General features: G+C 51.8%; 16 protein-coding genes. 6 read left to right on the top strand and 10 right to left on the bottom strand.

All coding sequences use genetic code 11. The features are described 5' to 3' along the window. Nucleotides 1-11: 11 nt before the first annotated feature. The 4 genes from BN8_RS11755 to BN8_RS11740 form a co-directional block, all read right to left on the bottom strand. Nucleotides 12-785, bottom strand: a complete 774-nt coding sequence (locus BN8_RS11755) for a WecB/TagA/CpsF family glycosyltransferase (protein ID WP_040005753.1) — start codon at nt 783-785, stop codon at nt 12-14. 11 nt (nt 786-796) lie between these two features. Next, the gene (locus tag BN8_RS11750) at nt 797-1,141 is read right to left on the bottom strand and encodes a cupin domain-containing protein (RefSeq protein WP_009282092.1); all 345 of its coding nucleotides are present in this window, start codon (nt 1,139-1,141) and stop codon (nt 797-799) included. After that, on the bottom strand, nt 1,141-2,130 hold the full coding sequence (locus tag BN8_RS11745) for an NAD-dependent epimerase/dehydratase family protein (RefSeq protein ID WP_009282091.1): 990 nt from the start codon (nt 2,128-2,130) through the stop codon (nt 1,141-1,143). The genes BN8_RS11750 and BN8_RS11745 overlap by 1 nt, the downstream gene beginning before the upstream one ends. Nucleotides 2,131-2,195: 65 nt before the next feature. Continuing rightward, a complete protein-coding gene (locus tag BN8_RS11740) occupies nt 2,196-3,692 on the bottom strand; it encodes a capsule assembly Wzi family protein (protein WP_009282090.1) in 1,497 nt (498 codons plus the stop codon). A gap of 320 nt (nt 3,693-4,012) precedes the next feature. Between BN8_RS11740 and BN8_RS11735 the strand changes: the two genes are divergently transcribed. The 3 genes from BN8_RS11735 (at nt 4,013) to BN8_RS11725 (ending at nt 8,918) form a co-directional block, all read left to right on the top strand. Further along, nucleotides 4,013-4,978 (top strand): NAD-dependent epimerase/dehydratase family protein, encoded by a 966-nt coding sequence (locus BN8_RS11735; protein ID WP_009282089.1) that lies wholly within the window; start codon nt 4,013-4,015, stop codon nt 4,976-4,978. A gap of 539 nt (nt 4,979-5,517) precedes the next feature. Further along, entirely contained in the window at nt 5,518-7,854 is a 2,337-nt protein-coding gene (locus tag BN8_RS11730) for a DUF11 domain-containing protein (protein WP_192579043.1), read from the top strand. Between the two features lie 296 nt (nt 7,855-8,150). Next, on the top strand, nt 8,151-8,918 hold the full coding sequence (locus BN8_RS11725) for a tyrosine-protein phosphatase (protein ID WP_040006008.1): 768 nt from the start codon (nt 8,151-8,153) through the stop codon (nt 8,916-8,918). Here BN8_RS11725 and BN8_RS11720 read toward each other — a convergent pair. The 5 genes from BN8_RS11720 to BN8_RS11700 all read right to left on the bottom strand — a co-directional run bounded on the left by BN8_RS11720 (nt 8,910) and on the right by BN8_RS11700 (nt 17,571). Next, nucleotides 8,910-10,655 (bottom strand): ArnT family glycosyltransferase, encoded by a 1,746-nt coding sequence (locus tag BN8_RS11720; protein WP_229367915.1) that lies wholly within the window; start codon nt 10,653-10,655, stop codon nt 8,910-8,912. The genes BN8_RS11725 and BN8_RS11720 overlap by 9 nt on opposite strands. Nucleotides 10,656-10,677: 22 nt before the next feature. After that, nucleotides 10,678-11,382 (bottom strand): hypothetical protein, encoded by a 705-nt coding sequence (locus BN8_RS11715; RefSeq protein ID WP_009282085.1) that lies wholly within the window; start codon nt 11,380-11,382, stop codon nt 10,678-10,680. Between the two features lie 182 nt (nt 11,383-11,564). After that, complete coding sequence (locus BN8_RS11710) at nt 11,565-12,692, bottom strand: HU domain-containing protein (protein ID WP_009282084.1); 1,128 nt, start codon at nt 12,690-12,692, stop codon at nt 11,565-11,567. Between the two features lie 25 nt (nt 12,693-12,717). Next, nucleotides 12,718-14,406 (bottom strand): hypothetical protein, encoded by a 1,689-nt coding sequence (locus BN8_RS11705; RefSeq protein ID WP_009282083.1) that lies wholly within the window; start codon nt 14,404-14,406, stop codon nt 12,718-12,720. Between the two features lie 96 nt (nt 14,407-14,502). Next, nucleotides 14,503-17,571, bottom strand: a complete 3,069-nt coding sequence (locus BN8_RS11700) for a tetratricopeptide repeat protein (RefSeq protein ID WP_009282082.1) — start codon at nt 17,569-17,571, stop codon at nt 14,503-14,505. A 149-nt stretch (nt 17,572-17,720) separates the two neighbouring features. Here BN8_RS11700 and BN8_RS11695 point away from each other — a divergent pair, with 149 nt between their 5' ends. Both BN8_RS11695 and BN8_RS31680 read left to right on the top strand, forming a co-directional pair. Further along, complete coding sequence (locus BN8_RS11695) at nt 17,721-19,553, top strand: M61 family metallopeptidase (RefSeq protein ID WP_445451872.1); 1,833 nt, start codon at nt 17,721-17,723, stop codon at nt 19,551-19,553. 262 nt (nt 19,554-19,815) lie between these two features. Then, nucleotides 19,816-22,038, top strand: coding sequence for a PQQ-dependent sugar dehydrogenase (locus tag BN8_RS31680; protein ID WP_009282080.1), 2,223 nt, complete (start codon nt 19,816-19,818; stop codon nt 22,036-22,038). A 113-nt stretch (nt 22,039-22,151) separates the two neighbouring features. Here BN8_RS31680 and BN8_RS11680 read toward each other — a convergent pair whose 3' ends face one another. Beyond that, the gene (locus tag BN8_RS11680; RefSeq protein WP_040005749.1) at nt 22,152-23,141 is read right to left on the bottom strand and encodes a phytanoyl-CoA dioxygenase family protein; all 990 of its coding nucleotides are present in this window, start codon (nt 23,139-23,141) and stop codon (nt 22,152-22,154) included. A 154-nt stretch (nt 23,142-23,295) separates the two neighbouring features. On the opposite strand from BN8_RS11680, the gene BN8_RS11675 reads away from it, so the two are divergent. Beyond that, nucleotides 23,296-24,141 (top strand): helix-turn-helix domain-containing protein, encoded by an 846-nt coding sequence (locus BN8_RS11675; RefSeq protein ID WP_009282078.1) that lies wholly within the window; start codon nt 23,296-23,298, stop codon nt 24,139-24,141. Nucleotides 24,142-24,154 lie beyond the last annotated feature (13 nt).

The raw sequence follows: 24,154 nt of genomic DNA, 5'->3' as shown, positions 1-24,154 counted from the left end.
CTAGACAATCATTACGAATTCTGAACAACCTTAGGGTGATTGTCAGAAATAAAATCTTTCAGGTTGTAGTAAATAAATAATGGTACAATCTCAAGGTATCGTTTATACAGTCGTTTAGGCTCCATCAATAATCGGAAGAACCATTCCAGCGATAATTGCTGCATCCAGGCAGGGGCTTGCTGCACCTTGTCAGTATGAAAATCAAACGCAGCCCCGACCGTTACGATGAAGTGAACCGAAGTATATTTCTTCAGTTGTTGAGCAAAACGCTCCTGTTTAGGAGTGCTGAGACCAATCCAGACGATGTCAGCTCCTGATTGATTAATTTGATTCCCCAGTGCTTTGAATTCGTCATCGGATAAGGCACGAAATGGCGGACAATAGGTGCCAACTACGTTATGATTGGCAAATTTTGAGGCCACTGCCTGGCGTAGCTCGTCGGCTACGCCTTCTTTGCCCCCACATAGAAAATGCTTTACGGACTTATCTGCACTTTCCTGGAATACCCTTTTGAAAAATTCAGGGCCATAGCAACGGTCCATGTTCGTGGCACCTTTTAGCCGCCCGACCCAAACACCTGGCATTCCATCAGGCAAGTTCCAGTAGAATGAATCCAGAATTTGCCCGAAATCAGGTTCCTTCATGGCAGTGATCATACCGTGGGCACCTGTAGCGCTAACGCATTTATTGGATCGTTGGCTCGCAGGGGCGCATTGATCAATAATTTCTTGTACGGCCGAATTAAGGCCAGCATCATATAACTGAGTCTTCAATACCCTTACCATAATGTGCTATTTTACTCGGTAGCTACGCCAAAGTATACGTATTCTAAGGGCTGATCACCCACGGCTTCCAAACGATGGGGAATCCCGGCAGGGATCCGGACAAAAACGCCGTTTTGAAGCGTAATTTTTTGATCACCAACTGTATATATTCCATTTCCGCTCAGGAAGTAAAAGCATTCTTCCATGGTCGGGTGCGTGTGCATCTCGCAGAAGTCGGATGCCTTGAAGCTGCCGTAAGCTACCTGCGTAATATTGGTAGGAGTGTCAGCATTACGCAGGAACACCTTTTTTGAACCTTGTAAGTGAGCCGTTGACTCACTTACAAGGTTGGCAATTGTCGCTGTAATTTTTTCCATTAAACCTCAACAGCTTCCTCAACGTTGACTTTCTTCTGAATCTGTTCGGTGATCCAGTTATACGTTTTTTCAACGCCTACACGTAATGGCGTAGAAGGAGCCCAGCCTAACTTTTCCTGAATGAGTCGGTTGTCGGAATTACGACCACGCACGCCGGTTGGACCGGCAATGTTTTTAATGGTAATGTTTTTGCCAGATATATCGATTACCATGCGGGCAAAATCATTCAGGGAGATCATCTCTTCTGAGCCAATGTTAACGGGACCCGAGAAGTCTGATTGCATCAGACGACGGATACCTTCTACACATTCGTCTACGATCAGGAACGAACGAGTTTGTTTTCCATCCCCCCAGATTTCAATGAAACCACCGTCTTCAGCCATAGACACTTTGCGGCATACTGCAGCCGGTGCTTTTTCACGACCACCTTCCCAGGTTCCCTGCGGACCAAAAATGTTATGGAAGCGAGCAATTCGTGCTTCAATACCATGGTTGCGCTGATAGGTGAGGTACAGGCGCTCAGAGAACAGCTTTTCCCAGCCATATTCGCTGTCAGGGGCCGCCGGATATGCTGAGTCTTCTGAACACTTCGGATTATCGGGGTCTAACTGGTTGTATTCAGGGTACATACAAGCCGAAGACGAATAGAAAATCCGCTTCACTCCTTTGTGTTTGGCTTCTTCAAGAATGTTCAGGTTGCAAAGAACAGAATTGTGCATAATGCTGGCGTCGTTGTCACCCGTGAAAACGAACCCGGCACCTCCCATGTCAGCCGCGAGCTGATAGATTTCATCTAAATCACTGGTTACTACATCGGCTGCCACTGATGGATCTCTCAAGTCGCCAAGGATGAATTCATCCGCATTATTATTGTCGTATTCATTCTCCTTGATGTCGACTCCCCGTACCCAATAGCCTTCTGACTTCAGACGATTGACCAGGTGTCCGCCGATAAATCCGCCAGCTCCGCAAACAAGTGCTTTCTTCATAAAACTTAGAGTTAATAGATGGTTATTGATGGTTATTGATTGTAATTAGTTGCTTTTCAATCCTATTAATGACGAGTTGTTGATGAAGAACCATTCATGAATCGCTTTCGTATACTTATCCAGACGCCAGATGTGTTGGAATAAAGGTTCCCGTAGTCAATGGCAATGGCTGAGTTTAACTCGGTGTCACCAAGCCATCGGAGTGGCCAGGTGGCTGCTAATAAGCCCGAAAACTGATTGACTGCCTTCTCAAATGGAGCGCGGTAAATGCCGTAATTACGACTGTACGAAAGTTTAATCTGAGCGCTTACGCCTGAGGCAGAGACACCTGCCAGTCCCATATGCACTACCTGAACTCGATTGTTGGCAACAAACAGTTTGTAGCGACTTTGCGTTGGCAGCACCTCAGGCCGAACATCCATTCGGGGGCTGATGAATGGATTACCTATTACCTGTCTTGAGCGGGTCCAGCCATCGATGTATTGAAAATTATTAAAGTAATCATCCTGGCCGGTAGGTAAACGAGCACCACTTTGATTAAGAGTTGTCAGATACTCGAACAAAATTTGAGTAATCTGAAAGGATTCGATCTCACTGGTTGGTTGCCGTTTTAACCGCGCACCATACAATCCATCTGTAAGGTTATATAGCGTTAAGCCCGATTTGTCTTCGAATGGATGCTGATCGTAAAGCAGAAGCGTCCATTTTTTTAGCTCAAATTCTGCTCCTATATCTATTGAGCCTACATGATTACCTACCCGATTAAGAGCATCATGTGTCGTAATATCATTATCGGCCTGTTGCGTTGGTTGACGACCGATAACAACGCTCAGATAATCGTCAAAAGAAGAAGGCAGTTTGCCGTTTTTAGACGCTCCATTACCTAGATATCTGGACTCACCACCCCACTGGGCGTTGTATACCATTCCTCCATAGAGTTTTACCTTCCAGGTGGGTTTTCCTATTCGGCCAAACAATACTTTTTGATGGAGGTAAGAGTTTCTTATTGAATCTGTGTCAGGAAACCAGCCGTGCGAATAGAAGGCGTTTATTGCGATGAGCCCATTCGTGAAACCAAGCGGCACAAAACCATTCGTACCTATCTGTATTTTGGTCATCGGTAATGCGTTCTGCGACCAGGAGTAAAATCCTGAGGATAAGGTTGAATCGCCAAGACCAATAATTTCTTTCCGCCGGCCACCGTATACGTAGAACTTGCCCAATTGCGCCGATACGTATGCTTCGGGCAGTAATACTTTGCTGGACTTACTGAAAACCCCTACCGCTTCGAGCCCATACGTTAACTGCAACTTCCGGGTTGGTATCTCCCGGCCTATACGTCCATTAGCACCGACAATAAAAAGACCGCCTGGACTATTGGCCGGAACAATACCATACTGATTCGCTCTCAGCCAGAAAGGCGTGCGAGTTGTAGAAGCAGCCAGGCCACCAACTTCGATCCGGTACTGTGCCTGATGACGACCAGCAGATAGAGTGTCAACCTGCGCATGTAGCGTGGTGACAGTCAAAAGGCTAATTGAAAACAGTACAGTCAGTTGCATTATAATTAAGCTGAGTTAATTCAAATGAATCAGGCCCTTAGTAGCGTTCTGAAAGCTGAACATGTAAAAGGCCAGTTGGAACACGTACTATCATCAGCGGTATATAGAGTAAAGGAAGTATAAATAAGTATTAATGTTACCGAATCTTGATCAAAATAAATTTATAGAGTCGAAATAAGCAAATTATTTAACTGTTAGGAATAATTTTTATTTTTAAATATCTTAGTTTAGCCTTTAAGGTAAGTATATTCTACTTTACCTATCTTTGATTTCCTGACTTGACCGATTGGGGAAGGGCTTATTTAACATTGCCTGAAATAATGCGCATACTGCTGACAGGAGCCGCTGGGTTTATTGGCTCTCACCTGACCGAGCACTTACTACAGAAAGAAGCTTTCGTGATCGGGCTGGATAATCTGGATAATCAGTATGATCCGGCACTGAAACGCCGGAATGTGCGGTTGTTTCAACACCAGCCGAACTACCAGTTTTTGCGGGGGGACATTCGGGATCAGTCGGTTGTGGAGGCTGTTTTGCAGCAATACGAGTGCGATACAGTCATTCACCTGGCTGCACAGACAGGTGTGCGGCCCTCGGTCATCGACCCGGCGCTGTATTTTGATGTGAACGTAACCGGTACGTTGTCGTTGCTGGAAGCAATGCGCAAAACAGGCGTTCGTCGGTTGGTAATGGCCTCATCTTCCTCTGTATATGGCGATTCAATACGAGTGCCGTTTCGGGAAGACGACTGCGCCGACCGGCCATTGTCACCCTACGCAGCTTCAAAACGGTCGGCCGAGTTGTTAAGCCATACGTATCATCACTTGTATGGCTTCCAGGTAGCCTGCCTGCGCTTTTTTACCGTATACGGTCCCCGTCAGCGGCCCAATATGGCAATCAGTCAGTTTACAGAACGAATACTTAATCGTCTGCCTATTACGCTCTATGGCGATGGTAGTACGGTGCGGGAGTATACGTATATTGATGACACAATAAGCGGGATCGTTCAGGTACTGAACACCTCACGTGGCTTCGACGTACTGAATATTGGTGGACTTGAAACCGTGAGCCTATTGAAACTGGTGCAGTTAATCGAACAGTCAACGGGGGAGAAAGCACTGATTGACTGGCAGCCCATGCAGCCCGGCGATGTTATCCAAACCTCCGCAGACCTGAATCGTGCTTATGATCAGATCGCTTATGCGCCTTCTGTGTCAATTGAAGAAGGTATTCCGCGATTTGTGAACTGGTACAGGCAGTCCGTAGTTCGACAACCCTTTGGTTAATTTCTTAGACAGCACGTCGCTGACCTGGCGCACAAATGCAAAGCCAAAACATAATTCCGACGTTGATGACATGGCAAAGCTTTGGCACGTGCCCTTTACAAATAGTATTCCACTTCATATGATTTTTGCTGGATTTTTGTGATAAAAAAAATTTTATAGCCAAAATGTATAACACTATAAAGGAAAAGTTATGTGTTTCTGAGCCTCGTATTACCTAAAAAATTTTATCGGTAAAGAGTTTATTTTATATAAAATCAGTTAATAGTTATATTATTTTATATTGAAAATCAACTGTTTATAGCGCATGGTGAGCAAGGGAGGCTGGATTGAAAGTTTCACATCGTCTGCTTATCTACTTTATTCCTATTCCATTTTTTCTTCGATTAGTCTGATGTTGGGTGCTACACAACGCAGGTAGCATGGTATACTATTTGTCAGAGAGAGCTTGTTAAACCATCAATAAGTTACTTAATAAGGATAAAGGCTAATTAATGGTTGCCTTTTTGTTTTTCTTCCTCCTCCTTCAATTCAATCATCTTATGAAGAAGATCTACCAATGCTTGTACTTGGTTGTGGGTTTGTTATTGGCTGTAACCCCATCAATGGCTCAGCAGCAAACGATTGAGAACAACGGAATTTGCCGCGACCCTATTTCGGGTACTGCCGTATCGGTGAATCCGGCTCGCTCACAAGCCGTTTCCAATGGCGCTAACGTTACGGATGCGGATTTAAGCAATTTTGCGACACTCGGTGGGAGTCTGGCAACGATACTTGGCTCCAAAATTTCACTAAGAGATCAGGCGCAATACTATCCGGGCGGGAACGTCGCCGGCTTTGTCGTAGAACCTGTAGGAGGTCTGCTGACAGCTTCTTTGCTGAATGGCGGAATTCGTTTGTCAACCTATCGTAATGGTACGCTCGTTCAGCAAAGTACCACAAGCGGAGCAGGAGCGTTGGAAGCATCGCTGTTGGCTGGCAGCAATGGAAAGCAACTAATCAGTTTTGCAACAACCCAACCATTTGACGAAATACAGTTAGAGGTTTTGCAGGCAATTGGGGCCATTTCGACACTACGTGTGTACTACGCGTATGAGGGGCCAGGCAGTTGCCCAACCGACTGTGTGCAGCCTTTGACAACCGGCGTGACGTCGCAGAGTGGTAATTCGTCGTCAGGAGGTATTGGGGTTTGTGCCGTTGGGGTAAACAACCTGAATAACCTGACCGATGCGAGCCTGACGAATTTTGCGACGATGGAAATCACCGGTGTATCAATCGGGGGGAACTGCGGGGTGTTTGCCGAAGTACGTTCTAATACGACTATCCCGGCCAGTGTGTCAAGCCCAGAAGATGTTGGTTTTGCGATTGGTAGCGGGGCTGGTCTACTGGATGTTAACCTCCTGAGTCGATTGACCATTTCAACCTATTCCGATAATACGCTGCTCCAGTCTGTAAGTGGAACCAGTCTCGTGCGGGGTGATTTGATTGGCGGTACCGAAGCTACCTTGCTTAGCTTTAAAGCTACTCAGCCATTTAATCGGGTTCGACTCACGATCAATAGCCCGGTGGCCATTGGCTCAGATACGCGGGTGTACTATGCTTTTACCCGATCAGATACGGATAATGATGGTGTGCCCGACTGTCTGGATAAGTGCACCGGGGTGGACGGCACGCTCGACTCAGACAGCGATGGTATCCCCGATGGTTGTGATCAGAACATTGGCGACGTGAGAGTAACGGTTACGGCCGGATCAACGACAACGGCCACTGTTGGCTCGGTGGTTTCCTTTACGGTGACGGCTACAAAAAATGGGAACATCAACAATCTGTATGCTTCGCCAACGGGTCTGATCATTTCCAACACGCTGACAACAGGTTTGTCGTCGGTGTCGTACACAGCGCCGACGGGCACTCTCTACGATCCCGCTACAGGTTCCTGGACAATTGGTAGTGCGTTGAGCGGAACGGCCGTACAGGCGCTCTCGCTGGTCATTAGTGCGCAGGTTGATAGCGTTGGGGTGTTGTCCAATACGGCCAAAATTACCAGAATGGACCAATCAAACGCGTCGTCGATAACGGGTGGTAGTGCCTGTGTCAGCGTACCGATAACCGGATGTGAAGGCGACGTTACGGAATTGAGTGCGCCAGGCGGGTATACCAGCTACCAGTGGTTCCGTAATAACGTTGCGATCTCGGGTGCCACCGGGCAGACCTACGAAGCCAGTACGTCCGGTAGTTATTCTTACACGGCCATTGCGAGCGGGGCGCCTACTGGTACGCTCAATTGTCCGTCCGGGAACTGTTGTCCGGTCATTTTAGACCTGACACCGATTCCAACAGTTAGTGCGGGCCAGGATGTGACGATCTGCGCCGGCACAACGACAACCCTGACGGCGAGCACTACCTTGTCCACGGGTGTAAGTTACCGCTGGAGTACCGGCGATGTAACGGCTTCCATTCAGGTTAGTCCGACCATAACGACTGCGTACACCGTGACAGCCATAGTAGGAAGTGCAGCTTGTTTCTCGGTCGATACGGTAGTGGTCAATGTCAACAGCGGTCCTGCTACGGCTGGCGGCATCGCCCGATGCACCAGCGATGGTTTCTACGCTGTAACGCTTAATCCAAGTGGAGGGGTAGGGCAGACCTATACCGTTACGTTAAATGGACAGGCTGTTACGGGAACATTTACCTACGGCGTTGAAACACAGCCCCTGGGTAACTTCGCCGTATCGGCCGGCAGTACGGTAGCGGTTGTAATTACCGACAGCCAGACGGGCTGTTCGTTGCAGACGACCATCGCAGGTCCGGCACCGGAAGCATGTACCTGTACGACGGTTTGTACGCCGGTAGTCGTCAAACGATTAACGAGTCGATAAATAAAAACCACCTTCATAGTGGCATAAAACGAAGCAAGTCCGCTAGTTTTGGCGGACTTGCTTCGTTTTAAATTTTGCCTTCCTAAGCTTATGCATAAGTGAGGGAAATAACCACAGAAAGAATCGCTTGGGTGATCGCGATACGGATAAGTGTAGGCCAGAAACGTTGCATATAAATAAGTTTCTTTACTTTAAGGTAGCACATTTGCGTAAATATGCTACCTTTATTATAGTTGTTATCTGCGATCGGTATAGCTAACATGCCGTTGAGTAAGGTAGTTGACAGCAATTTTTACATGAATTTTTGGGAAAAGCTCCGGCAAACGTTCACCTCCAGTGAGGTAGTATCTACTACTGAACTGGCTGAGCCCTGTTTTTGGCTGGTGGATATGCACTCACACCTGGTGCCGGGGGTCGACGATGGAGTATCCAGTCCAGAGCAAGCGCTGGAATGCCTGCAGCAATTTGCCGCCTGGGGTATTCGTAAGGTTATCACAACGCCACATGTCAGCCGCGATTGGTTTCCTAACTCGTCGGCTGCGCTCCGGGAAGAACAGAATACGCTACGGGCGCTGGCTGCTGAGCACCAGTTGCCAATAACCATTGAGGTCGCGGCTGAGTACATGCTTGATGAGTTTTTTCCGGAACTCGTTGAGAACGACGATCTGCTTACCTTCGGTGCCGAGCGCTACGTACTGATCGAGACCGGCTGGGCCAGTGCCCCCCAGCAATTGGACGATCTGCTGTTCCGTATGAAAACGCGTGGATATACGCCCGTGCTGGCCCACCCCGAACGATATACCTATTTTTTTGACAATCAGAATTTTCTGGCTCACCTGCACGAAACCGGGTGTCTGTTTCAGTTAAACTGGCCTTCGCTTACCGGGCGCTACGGTGATCGGGTGCTGGCGCAGGCCCGCTGGCTCCTGAAACACGGTTGGGTCGATTTTGTCGGGAGCGACTTACACCGGCCCTCCAGCCTGACAACCCTGGCTTCCCTATTCTCATCACCTGATTATCAGTTGCTTCAGAAACAGCCCCTGCTAAACCAGTCCTTACTGTAGGACGGCCGTTCCGGCAGGCTTGAACCGGACTATGTATGCCGGGTGGTGATTAAATAGGGTCAGAGTATCTACTACGGTGTACCACTCACCAGGCAGACTAATTGAGTCGGCGATGTAGTAAGCTCCGTCTATTTTCTGGTCCGTTATCCGTAAAATGTCGTTGCGGTAGGCAGCGATGTAAAACGAGTTGATATCCGTAGCCTGATATGTCGATACATCGTTGGAGCGGTCGGAGCCAATCGTCTGCCGGAAGCCAAACAGAGGGGCACCGCGTGTTCGGCTGGCTACCCGCTCCGCTGTTTTTCGGTGAAAGTCCCGCTGCTCAAAACGGGGAGGGAGGACCAGCCAGTTGTAGCCGACACGAACCACCACCATCAGGGCCAGCATAAGACCGAGCCGGTTAATGGACGGCCGGAACATGGACCACGTAACAAGGCCCAGCAGGCAACAAACAATAGCTGTTTTCCAGACGATACCGGGCAAAGAACGCGTTTCGGGATACCACACGGCCGTCCAGCAACCAACGGTCAGAATGACTCCTATGACCTGCCAGATGCGTTCCGGCCAGATTCGGCGAGGGTCGGTCGGGGCCGTTTGTACATAGTAAAGATAGGCCAGGACCGTAAACAGCAGCGGAAGCAGGGGGAACAGATACCGCGCGAACACTTCGGGTGACGCCCAGTATACGATAAAGTTGACGAGAAATGTCAGCGTGTTGAAGGCGATGAATGGTTCCGTCCGTAGCACGCACCATAGCTTCGACCGGAATAATAAGACCACCAATGCGGTATAGGGAGCAAACAGGTGCATCATCTCGAACGGGTACGTAAGCATGTGCCGGAGCGTCTGCCCAAGCCCATAGTTAACTACCGTTCGGCGGGCACTTTGATCGACCAATACGGACGCCAGATCGCGAAACGGGATTTGATTGCGCGTAAAATAGGCAACGTAATAGGTGCCGACGAGCAAGGCGAAAAGAATAATACCCGCCCAGTGAGCCGGGTGCAGCAATCGCCTGAACTGCCGGGTGTAGCTGAACCAGGTTAACAGTGTTAACCCCTCAAAAACGAGCGATGGAAGCCCTTTTAACATGAAACCAATGGCAGTCAGCGCGTAGGTTGACAGGTACAAAGCCCAATAATTCCGTCGCCGTTCGAAGTGGTAAACGAGCAGAAAAGCTGTATACGTTACCCAGGAAAACGTAATGTCGATTAACCCCAGTAGCGAATCATAGAGCCACATCCGGGCGTTGGTCACCAGCATCATTGCAACAGCAAAAGCTATGACCGAAGGCGTTACCAAACCGGCCGATAGGGGGGGCGTCGATTTCCCCCGCAGGGAACTGGCCTGAGCCGGTACGTACCGGCGGACAAAAAAGAAAATGGTAAGCCCGAACAGTACCAGCGACAACGCCATGGGGAACCGCAACGCCAGCGACGAGTAATTTCCAAACAGCCAGTACGAGCCAATAATGAGCCAGTTGTAGAGCGGAGGTTTGTTGAAATAACGAATACCGTTGACGGTAGGCGTGAGGTAGTCGCCGGACAAAATCATTTCCAGCGATACGAGGGCGCGCCGTGCTTCGTCGGAATGGGTATCCATCGGTAACGCACCCAGATGGGAAAACAGGGCGACGATAGCCAACGTAGCCAGCACCCAGGCACCATACCGCCAGCGAAGCAGTAGCGGTTGCCGAACGGTGGAGGTAAATGCAGGCGCATCGATTTCTGATTTCACAATAGTTTGCAGCGTGTAAAGCTCACCGTAAACGACCTAATGCATACGATACGTTTACGTTCAATACAGGCAGGTAGCGATAGCCCGCCATGTTGCGTTCAACAATGGGTACCTGCTCATCAATCGTTGTGGTTTCCAGAAATCCTTCATAATCAAGCTCGACGGACGGTTTACCAAGGTAGTAAACCCCAAGCTCGACGCCAACGTTCAGCCGTTTGTGAGGTATAATGCGTCCGAAACCTGTACCGAGATACGCTACGACCGGTTTCCAGCGTAGCCCCGCCCGAATTGTACCGACATCTTCGGCTGTCATAACCAGTCCGCCAAAGTTAACTGTATTTTCAGCCGTCAGCACAAACCGCAGGGCTGGATGCCAGGTATAACCGGCCCCGGCTGCAACGAAAAACGAGCGCCGTTGGAAGGGATTCCACCGCAGGCCCGCATGAGCCAGACTGATTACAAAATCAGGGTCGATCACTACGTACGAATCGTCGGCTGTTTTAAGACGAATAGGTTGGCGGTAGGCCAGGTAATTGACCCCCACCCGAATAGCCAACTGATGTGTCTGAGAAAGTAGCCGCTCGCCATAGACCCCGATTCCCATGGTACCAAACTGAGCACCAACCCGGTATTGAGGAGTTTGACGCGGTTCACGTGTGGCATCAGATTGAGCCCATAGTGGATGTACTGTCAGGCTTAGCAGAAATAGTAGGTAGACCAAACGCATAAGAAAAGGCTTTGATAGTAAAGTAAATAAATATTTATCAAAACCTTAAATCGGTAACTAAATAATTAAAACGTATCGCCTATTTCACTCCTTTGTCAGTACAGGCTCTACCTGCTGGTTAGGTTATAATACAAAAGGCAACCCGGTCGGGCTGCCTTTTGTATATTTTTAATTTGTATGAATTAATTTTTCAGAATCCAGGCCTGAGCTCCCGTCAGATCACTGATGACACCAAGACTGGCTACGGCTTCCGACCGGATTTCGGAACCGGCGGCTGCTACCTTGTACAACTGACCTTTTTGAGCAGGAACAATAATGTAAGCGTCCTCATATCCTTTCCGGCGTAACCAACGCTGGAAACGCTGGGCATTGCGCTTACTGGAGAAGCTGCCCGCAATGACGGTGAAATGAGGACCGATGCGCTTCGGCTTGGCAACCGGCGCAGCAACGGCAACGGGTTCGGCCGGAGTGACCGGCGTTTCTACAACGTTCGTTTTTGTCGGTGCAACCGGTGCTGGTACTGGCTCTGCTACGGGAGGAGCCGGTGTTTCAACCGTAGTGGTCGGCGCAGTCTCAACTGGTTTAGCTACGTAGCGGGGAGCCGCAGAGGCCGGTTTGGCGGTTTCTTCCGCAGACTGGAAAACGGCCGGCACAGAGGTCAGCAGGTTGGCCGGGTTCAGGCTACTTTGTAGCGGCTGACCTGGCTTCAGTACTGATAAATAACTTACAGCACCCAGCGAACCGACCAGTAGAACGGCCGCTGCCACGCGCCAGTAAGACCGGGGCCGCTGAAGTGGCATCAACGCGGTTTCTTCGACTACGTCTTCGTGCAGAACAGGGCCCAGGGCTGTTACAGGAACGGCTTCAATAGCTGCCGGTTCTGCCTGATGACCGATTACCTGAGCGGATACAGAAGTTAGACCATAGGATTCTCCGTGAAAATTGTGCCGAAGATTCGGGTCAAACTGCAGCCGGTCCTCTTCATTACGGGTAAACGTACCTACACCCTCGATTTCAAAACGGCCGGTTTGCTGCACCTCCCGGCGTAGGTCGGCCACAAAGGAACTGATACGGCGCTGGGCATCCTCACGGTTGAGCTGCTCGTGCAGCATCAGGTAGTTCATCAGAATGCCGTCATCCAGCCGTAGGGCTTCGTTGAACGCCAGTCGTTTGCGTGGCGGCAGGTATACGCCTTGTGACTCCGTGAACGAAGCCGATTGGTAATGGGTCAGAAAAGCCCCCAGTTCGGGTACTACAATGCAGTCGTACTGGTAAAGGAGTTTTTTCAGGTACTCGTTCACGGTTGCCATAGTGCGATTGTTTGCACGCGTTGTGTTAAAAGGAATAACTGATTCCTCCGAGAAAGTTAAGGCCTTGAACCGGGTAATACAAATACCGCTGGTAATTCTGCCCGATGATATTATTTAATGACACAAAAGCGGCAAACTGCTTGCCTAGGAAATAGTCAATTTTCACGTTAGCGTCGTAGATGGGTTTCAAGGTGTAGACCGCGTTTGTCACGAAGTTCTTCCCTTTAATCCCCTGGTAAAAGTACAAGTCGGCCGTGACGAATAATTTTTTGTTGAGTATGTACGAATTCGTCCAGGACGCAGCTACCTGCGGGCGGCCCCAGGCTTCTTCCAGCCGGTCGAGACCGTAGCGATAAAAGTCGGCTTTAAGGGTCGACCGGAATTTATCCTTCTGCGTGTAGCCCAACTGCCCCGATATGGTCAGTACCTCGGAGGTGCCGCCATCATATAGAGCGAAGAATTTTGTAGTATCGGTCAGCGAATTGTTAAAGACGTAGAAGTTGCGATACCGGGCGTAAGAGACTTTACCCTCGTACGCAAACCCTCCGCCAAGCTCTCCCTTCGAGCCACCGTAAAAATCCAGCGACTTAACAGTGTTAGATAAAAGGACTTGTGGCGCAAGCCACTTATTCTCAGTTAGAAACGAGCGTAGGGTATTCCGGACGATATCACCGTCGACACCCCCGAAAAAGTGGATATTTCCAACTGGTACCACATCAATATCCACCACCGGGAAGGCTTGTGTCCGGTTGATGTTCTGCCGCTTGTCGGTTTCGTTGGCAGCCGTCAGACCGGCCACAATGGTAAAGCGCGGAGTCGTGTACTTGAACGTCGGTTTGACCCGGAACAGATTCCGGTTGTCGACCGGGCCGTCGGACCGTTGCGTTACGTACGCATCAGCCGCAACCAGGGCAAACACCTGATTGGTAATCCCGATCGACCCATTAAAGTTGGTGCCCCAGTCGGTTTCCGATGCGCTGTACAGATCCTTCAGCGAGGTGATGCCGGTTCGCAGCGAATAATCGATGGCGCTTTCCTGGTTCGTGTTTTCGATGCCCAGCTTAACGTTCACCGTGTTCAGGCGCTGCCGGATGGCGTCCCGGCTGATAGTGACATTTTCAGGCAATGGACCGTAGCCGTAGAAGAAATAACCGTTCCGTTCGTAACCGACGTCGCCCTGAAACTTGAAGGATTCGGTCATGTACTTACCCGTTACGTTCACGCGGGTATCGCTTTGGCCCGAATTCCGGCCATCCACCGGACCGATGCTCGACGACAGGTGTCTGAACGAGCCTTCCAGCGCCAGGTTCGATAGGTTGTTCACGCCCACGAAGCCTTCGCCCAGAAACGAGCCGTAGTTACCAGCGCCTACCTTAACGTAGTTGTTATACGATGGGGCCTGTTCGGTCTGCGTAGTCGTCGGGGGCAGAACACCGGGGGTAATGCGCGGATCGCCGACCGTCAGCTTACGGTCTTCAAACTCGTAGGTCAGCTTGCGCTGCTCGGCCGAGGGTTTGATTGACGGAATTTTATTAATAATACGGGTAGCCGGGGGAAGTTCAATTTTTCGACTTTTCTCGACCGTGATTTCTTGGTTTTCAATTTCACCTTCGCGAACGGATGGCCGCGTTGGGCGTGGTTGTTCCTGGGCGTACAACGTCAGAGACACAACGCTTGCTGTCAGGGTGAGGTATAGGGAGGGGATGCGGGGCATTCGATGATTTCGTGTTTGTAGTGCGTGGTTTTTGGTTTGTGGTTCATTGTTTAGCACTGTAATGACAAACTACGAACGACAAACCAAAAACCGAGTTTAATTTTTACTCTCCAGCGCGGCCAGCTTTTGTTTGGCTTCGGCCACGATCGTTTCGTTCGTTGAGTTTTCGATAATGGAGTTGAGGACGGCGCGGGCCTGGGCCATTTCGTTCAGCCCTACGTTGTTGTCGGCAACGAGCATGAACGCTTTCCCCTTCCAGTATTCAAATTCGCTGAACTGTTCATTGAATTTAAGCAGCAGCGCAATCGACTCTTTGTACTTCTTCTGCCGGTACAGGATGTCGCCGAGGAGGTAGTTCGCTTCGGCACCGTTTACATCCTTGGCCAGCGCCACGGTCTTTTCAAACTCCGTCTGGGCCGTTTTATAATCGCCTTTGTCCAGCGCAATCTTGCCGAGCATAAGCTGCGCCCGGTTCTGCGCCCCCGGCACAACACTACCTGCCGTGATGACCTCGCGGGCGAAATAAGCGGCCGAATCGGTCTTGCTGGCTGCATAGTACGTATCCATCAGGCCGAGCTGCGCCGTTACCTGTTCACTACGGCTGTCGGCCTGGTTCAGGATGTAGCGGTAGTTCAGTACGGCACGCGGGTAGTTTTTCTGCTGGGTTTCCAGTTCGGCCGCCCGAGTTGCTGCCCGCACAACAAACCCCGATTTATTATCGGTCAAGACCTGGTTGTAATACTTGAGTGCGTTGGCCACGTCGTTGGTTTGCCGGTATGATTCGGCTACGTAATACCGGGCTTCGTTGAGGCTCGGGCTGGCCGGGTACTCCTGAATGAAAGCCAGCAACGATTGAATAGCCTGAGCGTATTTTTCGCTAAAGTATATGTTCTTGGCGTTCTCAAACTCGGCCCGCTCCACGTCCGTGCTGCCAGGGTTGGTACGTTTGTACTTGCTGAGCACCTGCGAAAACTCTTCCGGCCGACCGGCATCAGTCAGGGCGTTTTGCAGACCAAGCAAGGCACTCTGCGCCTGTTCGGTATTGCCAAATTCGTCCAGAATCCGGCGGTAGTCGGCAATGGCCGGTTCGTACTGCTGGATGTTTCCGTATGCAACTGCCCGCCGGAGCAACGCCGAGGGAACGAGGTAGCTCTGGGGCTTTTCCTGAAGCAACCGAGTAAAGCCACGGATAGCGGCCTGGTAATTGCCTTTTTCAAAGTCAACGTTGGCGGCCTGAAGCAGCGCGTTGTCGGCAAAGCGTGACGCCGGATACTGCTTCTGGAGTTGATCGAACTGGGCCTTGGCTTCCGCGTCGCGACCAACATAGCTGAGAATCACTCCTTTCTGATACACGGCGTAGTCCTTGTCGCCCTGGTTCTGGGCAATGGCCTGGTCGTAGTACCGAATGGCTTCGTTATACTGCTTGTTGGCAAAGTATGAATCGGCCAGCCGGACTACCGCATCATCGAGTGTGCTGCGATCAGCTTTGTCGCCCCCCCGACTGACGAAATCGCGGAAGTAGGTCAGGGCGCGGGCGTAATCTTTTTTGTTGTAATAGGCGTAACCCAACCCATACAGGCTTTTGCTGGCGTACGGGCTGGCTCCCGACCGAGTTACGGCCGTGTAGAGCGGAATAGCCGTGTCGTACTGCCGACCGGCGGAGTAGGCCTCCGCTTTCCAGAACTGAGCGGCCTGCTGCAATTCGTTATCGACAGGATACTTCAACGACTTGTCGAGGTTTTCAACCGACTGACGGTACCGCTCAGCGTTGAAGTCGTTAACGGCCTGGTTGAAGGTCAGGCGCTGGTATGTGGCGTTAATCTTGGGTGTCCGGCGTTTCAGCCCTTCAATGTAGGCGATGGCGGCCGGGTAATTATTCGAAGCAAAATAGCCCTCGCCGAGCAGTTCGTTGGCTTCGTTTTCGAAGCGGCTGCTGGGGTAGCGTTTCAGGAAAGCCGTCAGTTCCTTTACGGCGTCGGCACCGTTGTTCTGATCAAGCTGCAGCTTGGCGTGGTTGAATATAGCTTCTTCCTGGATCTCCTTATTGAACGACAACCGGCCAGCCTGGTCAAAAGCCGTCATGGCGTAGGCCGGGTTCTGGGTTTGCAGGTAACTCACGCCTAACGTATAAGCGGCATATTGAGCGGTGGTGTCTTTACCGGCGGCAACGGGTTTGAGTTGGGTAATGGCGTCGTTATAGGCACCCGTCCGGAACAGCGACTGACCGTAGCGGAACTTAATGGCGTTCGGCACCTTCGCGCCAACCGTCGACATATACTGCCGGTAGTACGGCAGTGCTTTGGCGAACTGATTCTGCTGGTAATACACTTCCGCCGTAAAAAGGGCCACCTCGCTCAGATCACGGTTGGAGCCGCGCTTGAGCAGGGGTTCGGTGTAGGCCAGCAGTTCGTCAAACCGGCGCTGACGGTATAAGGCCTGGGCAATCCAGTTGGGTACCTCGTTCTGATACGTCGGGTTGTTTTCGATCCGCCGAAAATCTCTGACAGCTTCGTTCAGGTTGTTTTGCCGGAAGTTGATCACCCCCGCATAGTACGACGCAGCCGGTGCGTCCGTTGACGAGCTGGCTTTTACCTCATTATAAAGAGGCAGGGCCCGGCGCAGATCCTGGGTGTTATAATACGCAGTCGCCAGTTTGTATTTGTAGTCGAGCTGGCGGGCGCTGCTGCCTCCCTGAGCGACAGCTTTTTCGAGAAAATCGATCGATTTCGCAAAGTCGCCCTGGTTATAATAATACGTACCCAGATCGCCGTACAACTGTCCGGCTTTCGGGTGTTCGCTGTGGTTTTTAACAAATCGATCGACCAGGACCTCCGCGCCGGGTTCGTCGATGTACAGACTCGTGAGGGCGATGTAGTACTCGGCTTCGACGGCGTTCTGATCGCTCGTGTTGAGCAGCTTCCGGGAGCCGTCGCTCCGCCGGGGAGTGAGGTACTGCTGAAACTCGTTGCGGGCGGCCGCGAAATTATTTTTCTCGAACAGTTCGAGGCCGTTGCGGTAATGATAATCAGGTTCTGAGTAACTCAGGGTTCGCTGGGCGGAAACCGACAGCGGAAGGAAAAGCCCAAAGATCAGCAGGCAAAGCAGACCGGCCAGAGGGCGCATGGGTGGTCGTTGCTGAATCGGTTGGGGATCGGGTAGGGGCATAAATTGGATCAACGGTTGTGAATGCTTGAATTGCGTCGTAGTTTCGCTGTTTCTTTTCTGAAAAACGACGAAGTCCTGGTCAAAAAACGAAAGTATTATCTTTTCCGTATGAAAAAAAATCCCGGCTCCTGTTTTTATTGACAGCCTGGTTGCTCCTAGGGTACGGTCCACTGGCGCTGGCCGCTGATACGACCGCTGTGAATTCAACGGCCCCGGCTCCAGTACCTGCCATTACGTATGTGTTGTCGATGCCGGAGCCGCAGACCCATTATTTTGAGGTTGAAATGCAGCTTGCCAACAGCGCAGCCGCGACTAATGCCCGCAAAAACGGGTACGTGGATATCAAAATGCCGGTCTGGACGCCGGGGTCATATCTGATCCGGGAATACGCCAAAAATGTGGAGGGATTTACGGCATTGGCGGGCAACCGGCCGGTGCGGTCCCAAAAAATTCGAAAGAACGCCTGGAGGGTGTTTTCAGACGAGGACAATCTGACAATCCGCTACCGGGTATACGCCAACGAACTGACCGTACGGACCAGCTTCGTTGATGCAAACCACGGGTACCTGAATGGGGCCAGTATCTTCATGTACCATGATGCGTTGAAAAACCAGCCCCTGCGGGTGATTGTGCAGCCGTACAAGGATTGGAAAAGCGTAACGACGGCCCTTAAGTCCGTTGGTGACGAAAACGGGGGCGGATCAAACCACACCTTCGAAGCGCCGAACTACGACCTGCTGGTGGACTCACCAATGGAAATTGGAAACCACCGGACCTTTACGTTTACGGCCTCCAACATTCCGCATACGGTTGCTCAATTCGGCGAGGTCGACTACAACGAGCAGCGGCTGGCGACCGACTATAAACGGGTATGTGAAGCGGCCGCTTCGGTTGTGGGGGAGCATCCCTGCGAGAACTATACGTTCATTGTGCACCACATTCCGATGGCCGGCGGTGGACTCGAACACCTGAACTCGACTACGCTCCAAACGTCGCGCAACGCCTACGCTACCGAAGCCGGCTACAAAGGCTTTTTGACGCTGGTGGCGCATGAATATTTTCACCTCTGGAACGTGAAGCGTATCCGGCCAATCGCGCTTGGCCCGTTCGATTACGAGAATGAGAACTACACCCGAATGCTGTGGCTGTCGGAGGGATGTACGTCGTTCTACGAGGATTACATCCTGCGCCGGGCGGGCTTCCATACACCGGAGCAGTACCTGACCATTGTGGCCAACGACATTACGGGCATTGAAAACCAGCCGGGTAACCGGGTGCAGTCGGTGGCCGAGTCGAGTTTTGATGCCTGGATTAAATACTACCGCCCGAACGAGAACTCAAACAACAGTACCGTATCGTATTACAGCAAAGGCAGCGTGCTGGGGTCGCTGCTGAACCTGGCGATTCTGGCTGGTAGCAACGGTGCCCGGAACATGGACGACCTGATGCGGTATTTGTATAACGAGTACTATAAAAAGCGGCAGCGCGGCTTCACCGACGAGGAGTTCCGGCAGGCCGCCGAGCAGATCGCCGGTCGGAAGCTCGACGATTTTTTCAATATCGGCGTGTACAGTGCCGAACCGATCAACTATAACGCGTATTTTGAACCGGTAGGTCTGCGCCTGACCAACGTAGCGGCCCGCACGCAGGATGGGTATCTTGGTGTAGCCACTACCGTATCCAACGGGAAGGTTGTGGTGGCCGGGGTTCGGCGGGGTTCGGCGGCTTATGCAGATGGTCTGAACGTAGGCGATGAAATTATCTCCGTCGACAGCGTTCGGGTCGGTGAGGATCTGCTCCGGTTGCTGGCCGGTCGGCGCGTGGGCGAAACGCTGAACCTGCTGGTGAACCGGCAGGGAATTGTACGCCGGATGCCGGTTACCTTAACGCAGAATCCGCTGGTGAGCTACCGGCTCGAACCGGTCGCCAATCCAACCGAGCAGCAACGAGCGCTGTTTAATAAGTGGTTGTTCATTAAATAAGATACAAGCCCGGCCGATCCGCCGGGCTTTTTTATGAGTTAAACCGGAGGTATTCAGTCCATTGTCTCCCAATCCTTCAGAACAAATCTCTCTATAAAAAATACGCTGTAAATACACTTCAGCATATTTTTTGCACGACACTTTTTCGCTAAGCCTCCTCTACTCACAGGCGTTAATCCAGTCAAATCATTAGTTGATCCGGCAAAAGAAACAGCAACCACTGCTGAGCTGGTGCTTACGGTATTGTTTATGAGAGATTTATATGTTATATTATTGGTTAAACTGTTTACTTCTTACACTCAGTCTGGTAAATACGGTTCAGGCTCAGCTTCCCCGATCGCTGCATCCCAACATCACGGTCGAAAAGCTGATGGCAACCCAGGTCAGGGGCGTTCGGGTGGCCTATGACGCGCAAACCAGGAAGTTGTATTACCATTCGTTTCCGGGCGATGTGTATCGGATTGAACAGCCGGCCAATGGTCAACCGTATGAAGTGCCCATTGCGTCAGCGGCTGATCACGGCATCAACTACCTGCAGGGCATGGCGTTTGCTAACGGTGTTGTCGTACTGGTAGGTAATTTCAAAGAGACAGGGCAGCGGGGCTACGGGCTGGTCGTCAAGGGAATTTCGCAGCCGAATGGTACGTGGCGCTGGGAGCGGATCATGCAAACCGCCCCGTACCCGTCATCAGCCACCCTCTATGACCACGCATTTAATGCGGTATGCGTAACGCCACGTGGGGACTCCGTGTACGTCAACAGTGGGTCGCGGACGGACCATGGTGAGGTAGAAGATACGGGCGGACTTTACCCTGACACCCGCGAAGTGCCTTTAACCGCCACGATTTTTAAGCTGCCGATTAACCCGCCAACAACGATCCTGCTACCGAACGATCAGGCGGCCCTCGATCAGTCGGGCTACGTATTCTGTCGGGGTGTTCGCAATGAGTTTGACCTGGCCCTGGACCAGCAGGGTCGACTCTTTGGTGTTGAGAACTCCGGCGACCGCGACGATCCCGAAGAAATGAACTGGCTCCGGCCAGGGCGGCATTACGGATTTCCGTGGGAAATGGGTGGTAATCAGACGCCCCAGCAGTTTCCTGGCTATATCCCATCGCAGGATAAACTACTGCCGGCAACGTTGTCGCCTGATCAGCAGCAGAAGTTTTACAATGATCCGGCGTTTCCGCCCAAACCCGGCAACCTGGTGATCACGCAGCCCATCCGAAGCCTGGGTCCCGATGCCAGCTTTGTTCGTGATCCGGCTACCGGTCAGGTGCAGCGCGTAAACTCGATTGCTACGTTTACGTCGCACCGCTCTCCGTTAGGGTTGATCTTCGATACGGACAATGCGCTGGCCGACTTTACCGGAGATGCCTTTGTGTTAAGCTACTCGGCGGGCGGGGGTATACGGGGCGGCTATCTGTTTGCCGAGGACCCCGGCGAAGACCTGCTCCATGTCCGGCTACAATACGATCCGGCTGCCGATAACTTTACGGCGCAGACAACCAAAGTAGTTGATGGGTTTATAGCCCCAACGGACGCCGAGCGCGTGGGAAATGTCATGTATGTCATCGAGGAAGGACGGCAATGCATCTGGAAACTAACGTTTCGTCCATACGATGCTACGGCAAAAGCAGACCTGAGCCTGAGCATTCAGTCGTCGGACAGGGTGGTTGCGGTTAACCGACCTGTGTCCGTTACGGTAACGATCCGGAACGATGGTCCGTCCGAAGCCCGGAATGTTCAACTGGAAAATCGACTGCCGTCTTTTCTAGCCTACACTGGTGGTGATTTAACGAACGATGGGGGCGTGCTTAAAGCGACAGTACCCTCAATTGCGACGGGGGAGCAGGCCGGTCTGGTGTATCAGGTCACTGCCCAGCAGCCGGGTACGTTCCGGAACGCAGCACAGATCACTACTACCACTACACCCGACCCTGACTCGCAGGCCGGTAGCGGAACAGCCGACGGCGAGGACGATGCTGCGCTGTTGACCTTACGTACCCTCGACGCTGGACCGGCGGTCTATGAGTCGCCAAACCCTACCCAGCGGCCATTGCCTGTACCGGCGTCGAACCAGCCGGCTGCCGACCCGACAAAATCGGATGTGAGTATTCAGTTGGCCGCGAGTACGCTAATCCCCAGGGTAAATAATCTCGTTTCGATTACCGTCGTTGTAACAAACCGGGGTGGCCTATCGACGACTGCGATAACGGTTCAGTACACCCTGCCCAGCCAGATGGTTTTTGTCTCGGGTGGGGGCTGGACACCCACTGGCACTGTATTGACGGGGCAGTTGACCACCATTCCGGTTGGCGGAACGGCTTTTCTTACCTTTCAGGCACGCGTGACGGCTAGTGGTCGGTTACTGAATCAAGCCCAGGTCAGTGCCGCCGATCCTCTGGACCCGGACTCGACCCCGGGCAATGGCCTGGCAACCGGCGAGGACGATACGGCGCGGCTGGAGTTACGTGCTCAGTGATGAATACGGCAGCAACTCATTCGCTGCTATCAGGTGTGTCAGCCGTCAGCGCTAAAGGCGCGTAGCCAGCCCAACGCCCGACTACGCGCCATTGACTTTAGCTGATCAGGCCGTTACCACCGCTTCAGTCCCAGCAGTTTCTCGCCCAGCTCCGTCAACTGTGCCCGTTCGTAGCGGGTCTTTTCCCAGTTGCGCGGGTCGCCGGGAAACGCGTAACCTTCGGGCGCCTGGCGTTCGCGCCACGACGTAATGCGCCACTGCCGCAGGGCTTCGTTGTCTTCTTCGGCGGGCATCATCGAGATGTATTGTGCCATCCGCACTTTATCTTTCGACAGGTTGGGACGGATACCGTGCGCCAACGTACTGTTGAAGATCAGCAGGTCACCCGCTTCCATCTTTACCTTAACCAGTTCAAAGCCAGTGATGTCGGGCTTGAAATGGTCGCGATCGGCGGGCTGGGTCAGTTTCCAGGTGTCATAGGTACGGTACAGTTCCGGAATGCATTGAAAACCGCCCATGTTTTCGTCGGTCTGATCGGCCAGGGCCAACACACCCTGTACGTTCTGCGGCCTGGTTTCCGGGTCGTAGTCCCAGTGAATAAAGCCTTTGAATTCAAAGCCGGGCTGTACGGGCAGGTTGAGGTTTGCCCGGTCGATGGTCACCCAGAGCTTTTCAGTGCCCCAGATATCGACGAAGGCGTCGTACACGCGCGGGTACTGCCGGTTGTCCCACTCGTACTGGTGGTTGTATAGCTCAACCATGCCGCTGTTGGTCAGCTCCTTCATTTTCATCTCGGCCCTCGGAGGGGTGTACCAGGTGCTGGGGTCGTTGGCGTCTTTTTCCTCAAACTCCCACAGGAGGTTGGCCAGTCGCTCGGCGTTTTCTTTGGGCACGGCCTGTTTGATAATAACGTAGCCGTTGTGTTGCCAGAACTGCCAGTCTTCCTCCGACAACACGCGCAGAGGCTTTTCCGCTTTGGCGGACTGCGAGGATCGATCGTTGAGTTTGATTTTGCTGCTGGTGGCCGTTGAGGGATTTCCCGGAATGTCTTTGTGAGCATTCTCAGGAATCATGACCGGTGCCATTGTTTTTGTTGCCTCCATAACGAGTTTGTATTTACTGGTGATTTTGTTGAATCAAAGGTAGTCTGCATGAAACCACAGGTGTTATTACGGAAATAGCCAGTATTTGTACTATTTTGCTCCTGGAAGGATTTGAAGAGCTGGCAGACAGCATTTTGAAGCAAAAACAGACCGTATGAAACTAGCGCTGGAGCAAATAAGCCCGGACATCGGCAGCTCATTTCACCTGTTGCTGACGCCCCATCTGAGCGACGTTTTTCTGTGGCACTACCATCCCGAATACGAGATCGTGTATATCGAAGGAGCTAGCGGTACGCGGCACGTAGGCGATCACATTTCACGCTACGACGGCAGCGATCTGGTCTTTATTGGTCCGAACATTCCGCACCTCAATTTCGATTACGGGGTGAAAACCGACTACCGGAAAGTAGTGGTGCAGTTAAAGGAAAACTTTCTGGGGGAAGTGTTCTGGCAGGCCCCCGAGTTTACAGCTATTACGCAGTTGTTCGAGCGGGCGCGGTCCGGCGTTTCGTTTCATGGCCGGACAAAGGCCGAAGTAGGGGCGAAGTTGCACCAATTGGCGGATTTAACCCCATTCGAACGGATCATGGCCCTGCTGACTATCTTCCAGCAGTTAGCCACCAGCGACGAATGTACCCCGCTGCACGGCAAACCCGTAGCCGGTGCCTACAACCTGAAGGAACAGCAGCGGCTCAAACGTGTGCATCAGTTCGTGGCCGAGCAATACGCCCGAAAAATTGACATTCCTGAAGTGGCCGAACTCGCTAATCTAACTGAATCGGCTTTTTGCCGGTATTTCAAGCGCATGACCCGGCTGACGTTCACGCAGTTTCTGAATCAGTACCGCGTCAATCAGGCGCAGAAATTATTGCTGACCGATCATACCGTATCGGAGGCCTGTTTTGCCTGCGGCTTCGAAAGTTTGTCGTACTTCAACCGGATTTTCCGGCGCGTAACGGGCGAAAACCCGCTTCAATTCAAGAAGCGACATGGACTTTAAGGAATAAATGAAT

The organism is Fibrisoma limi BUZ 3, assembly GCF_000296815.2.
Taxonomy (GTDB): Bacteria; Bacteroidota; Bacteroidia; order Cytophagales; family Spirosomataceae; genus Fibrisoma; species Fibrisoma limi.
The sequence above is the reverse complement of the archived record's forward strand: the minus strand, read 5'-3'. Positions and strand labels throughout refer to the sequence as shown.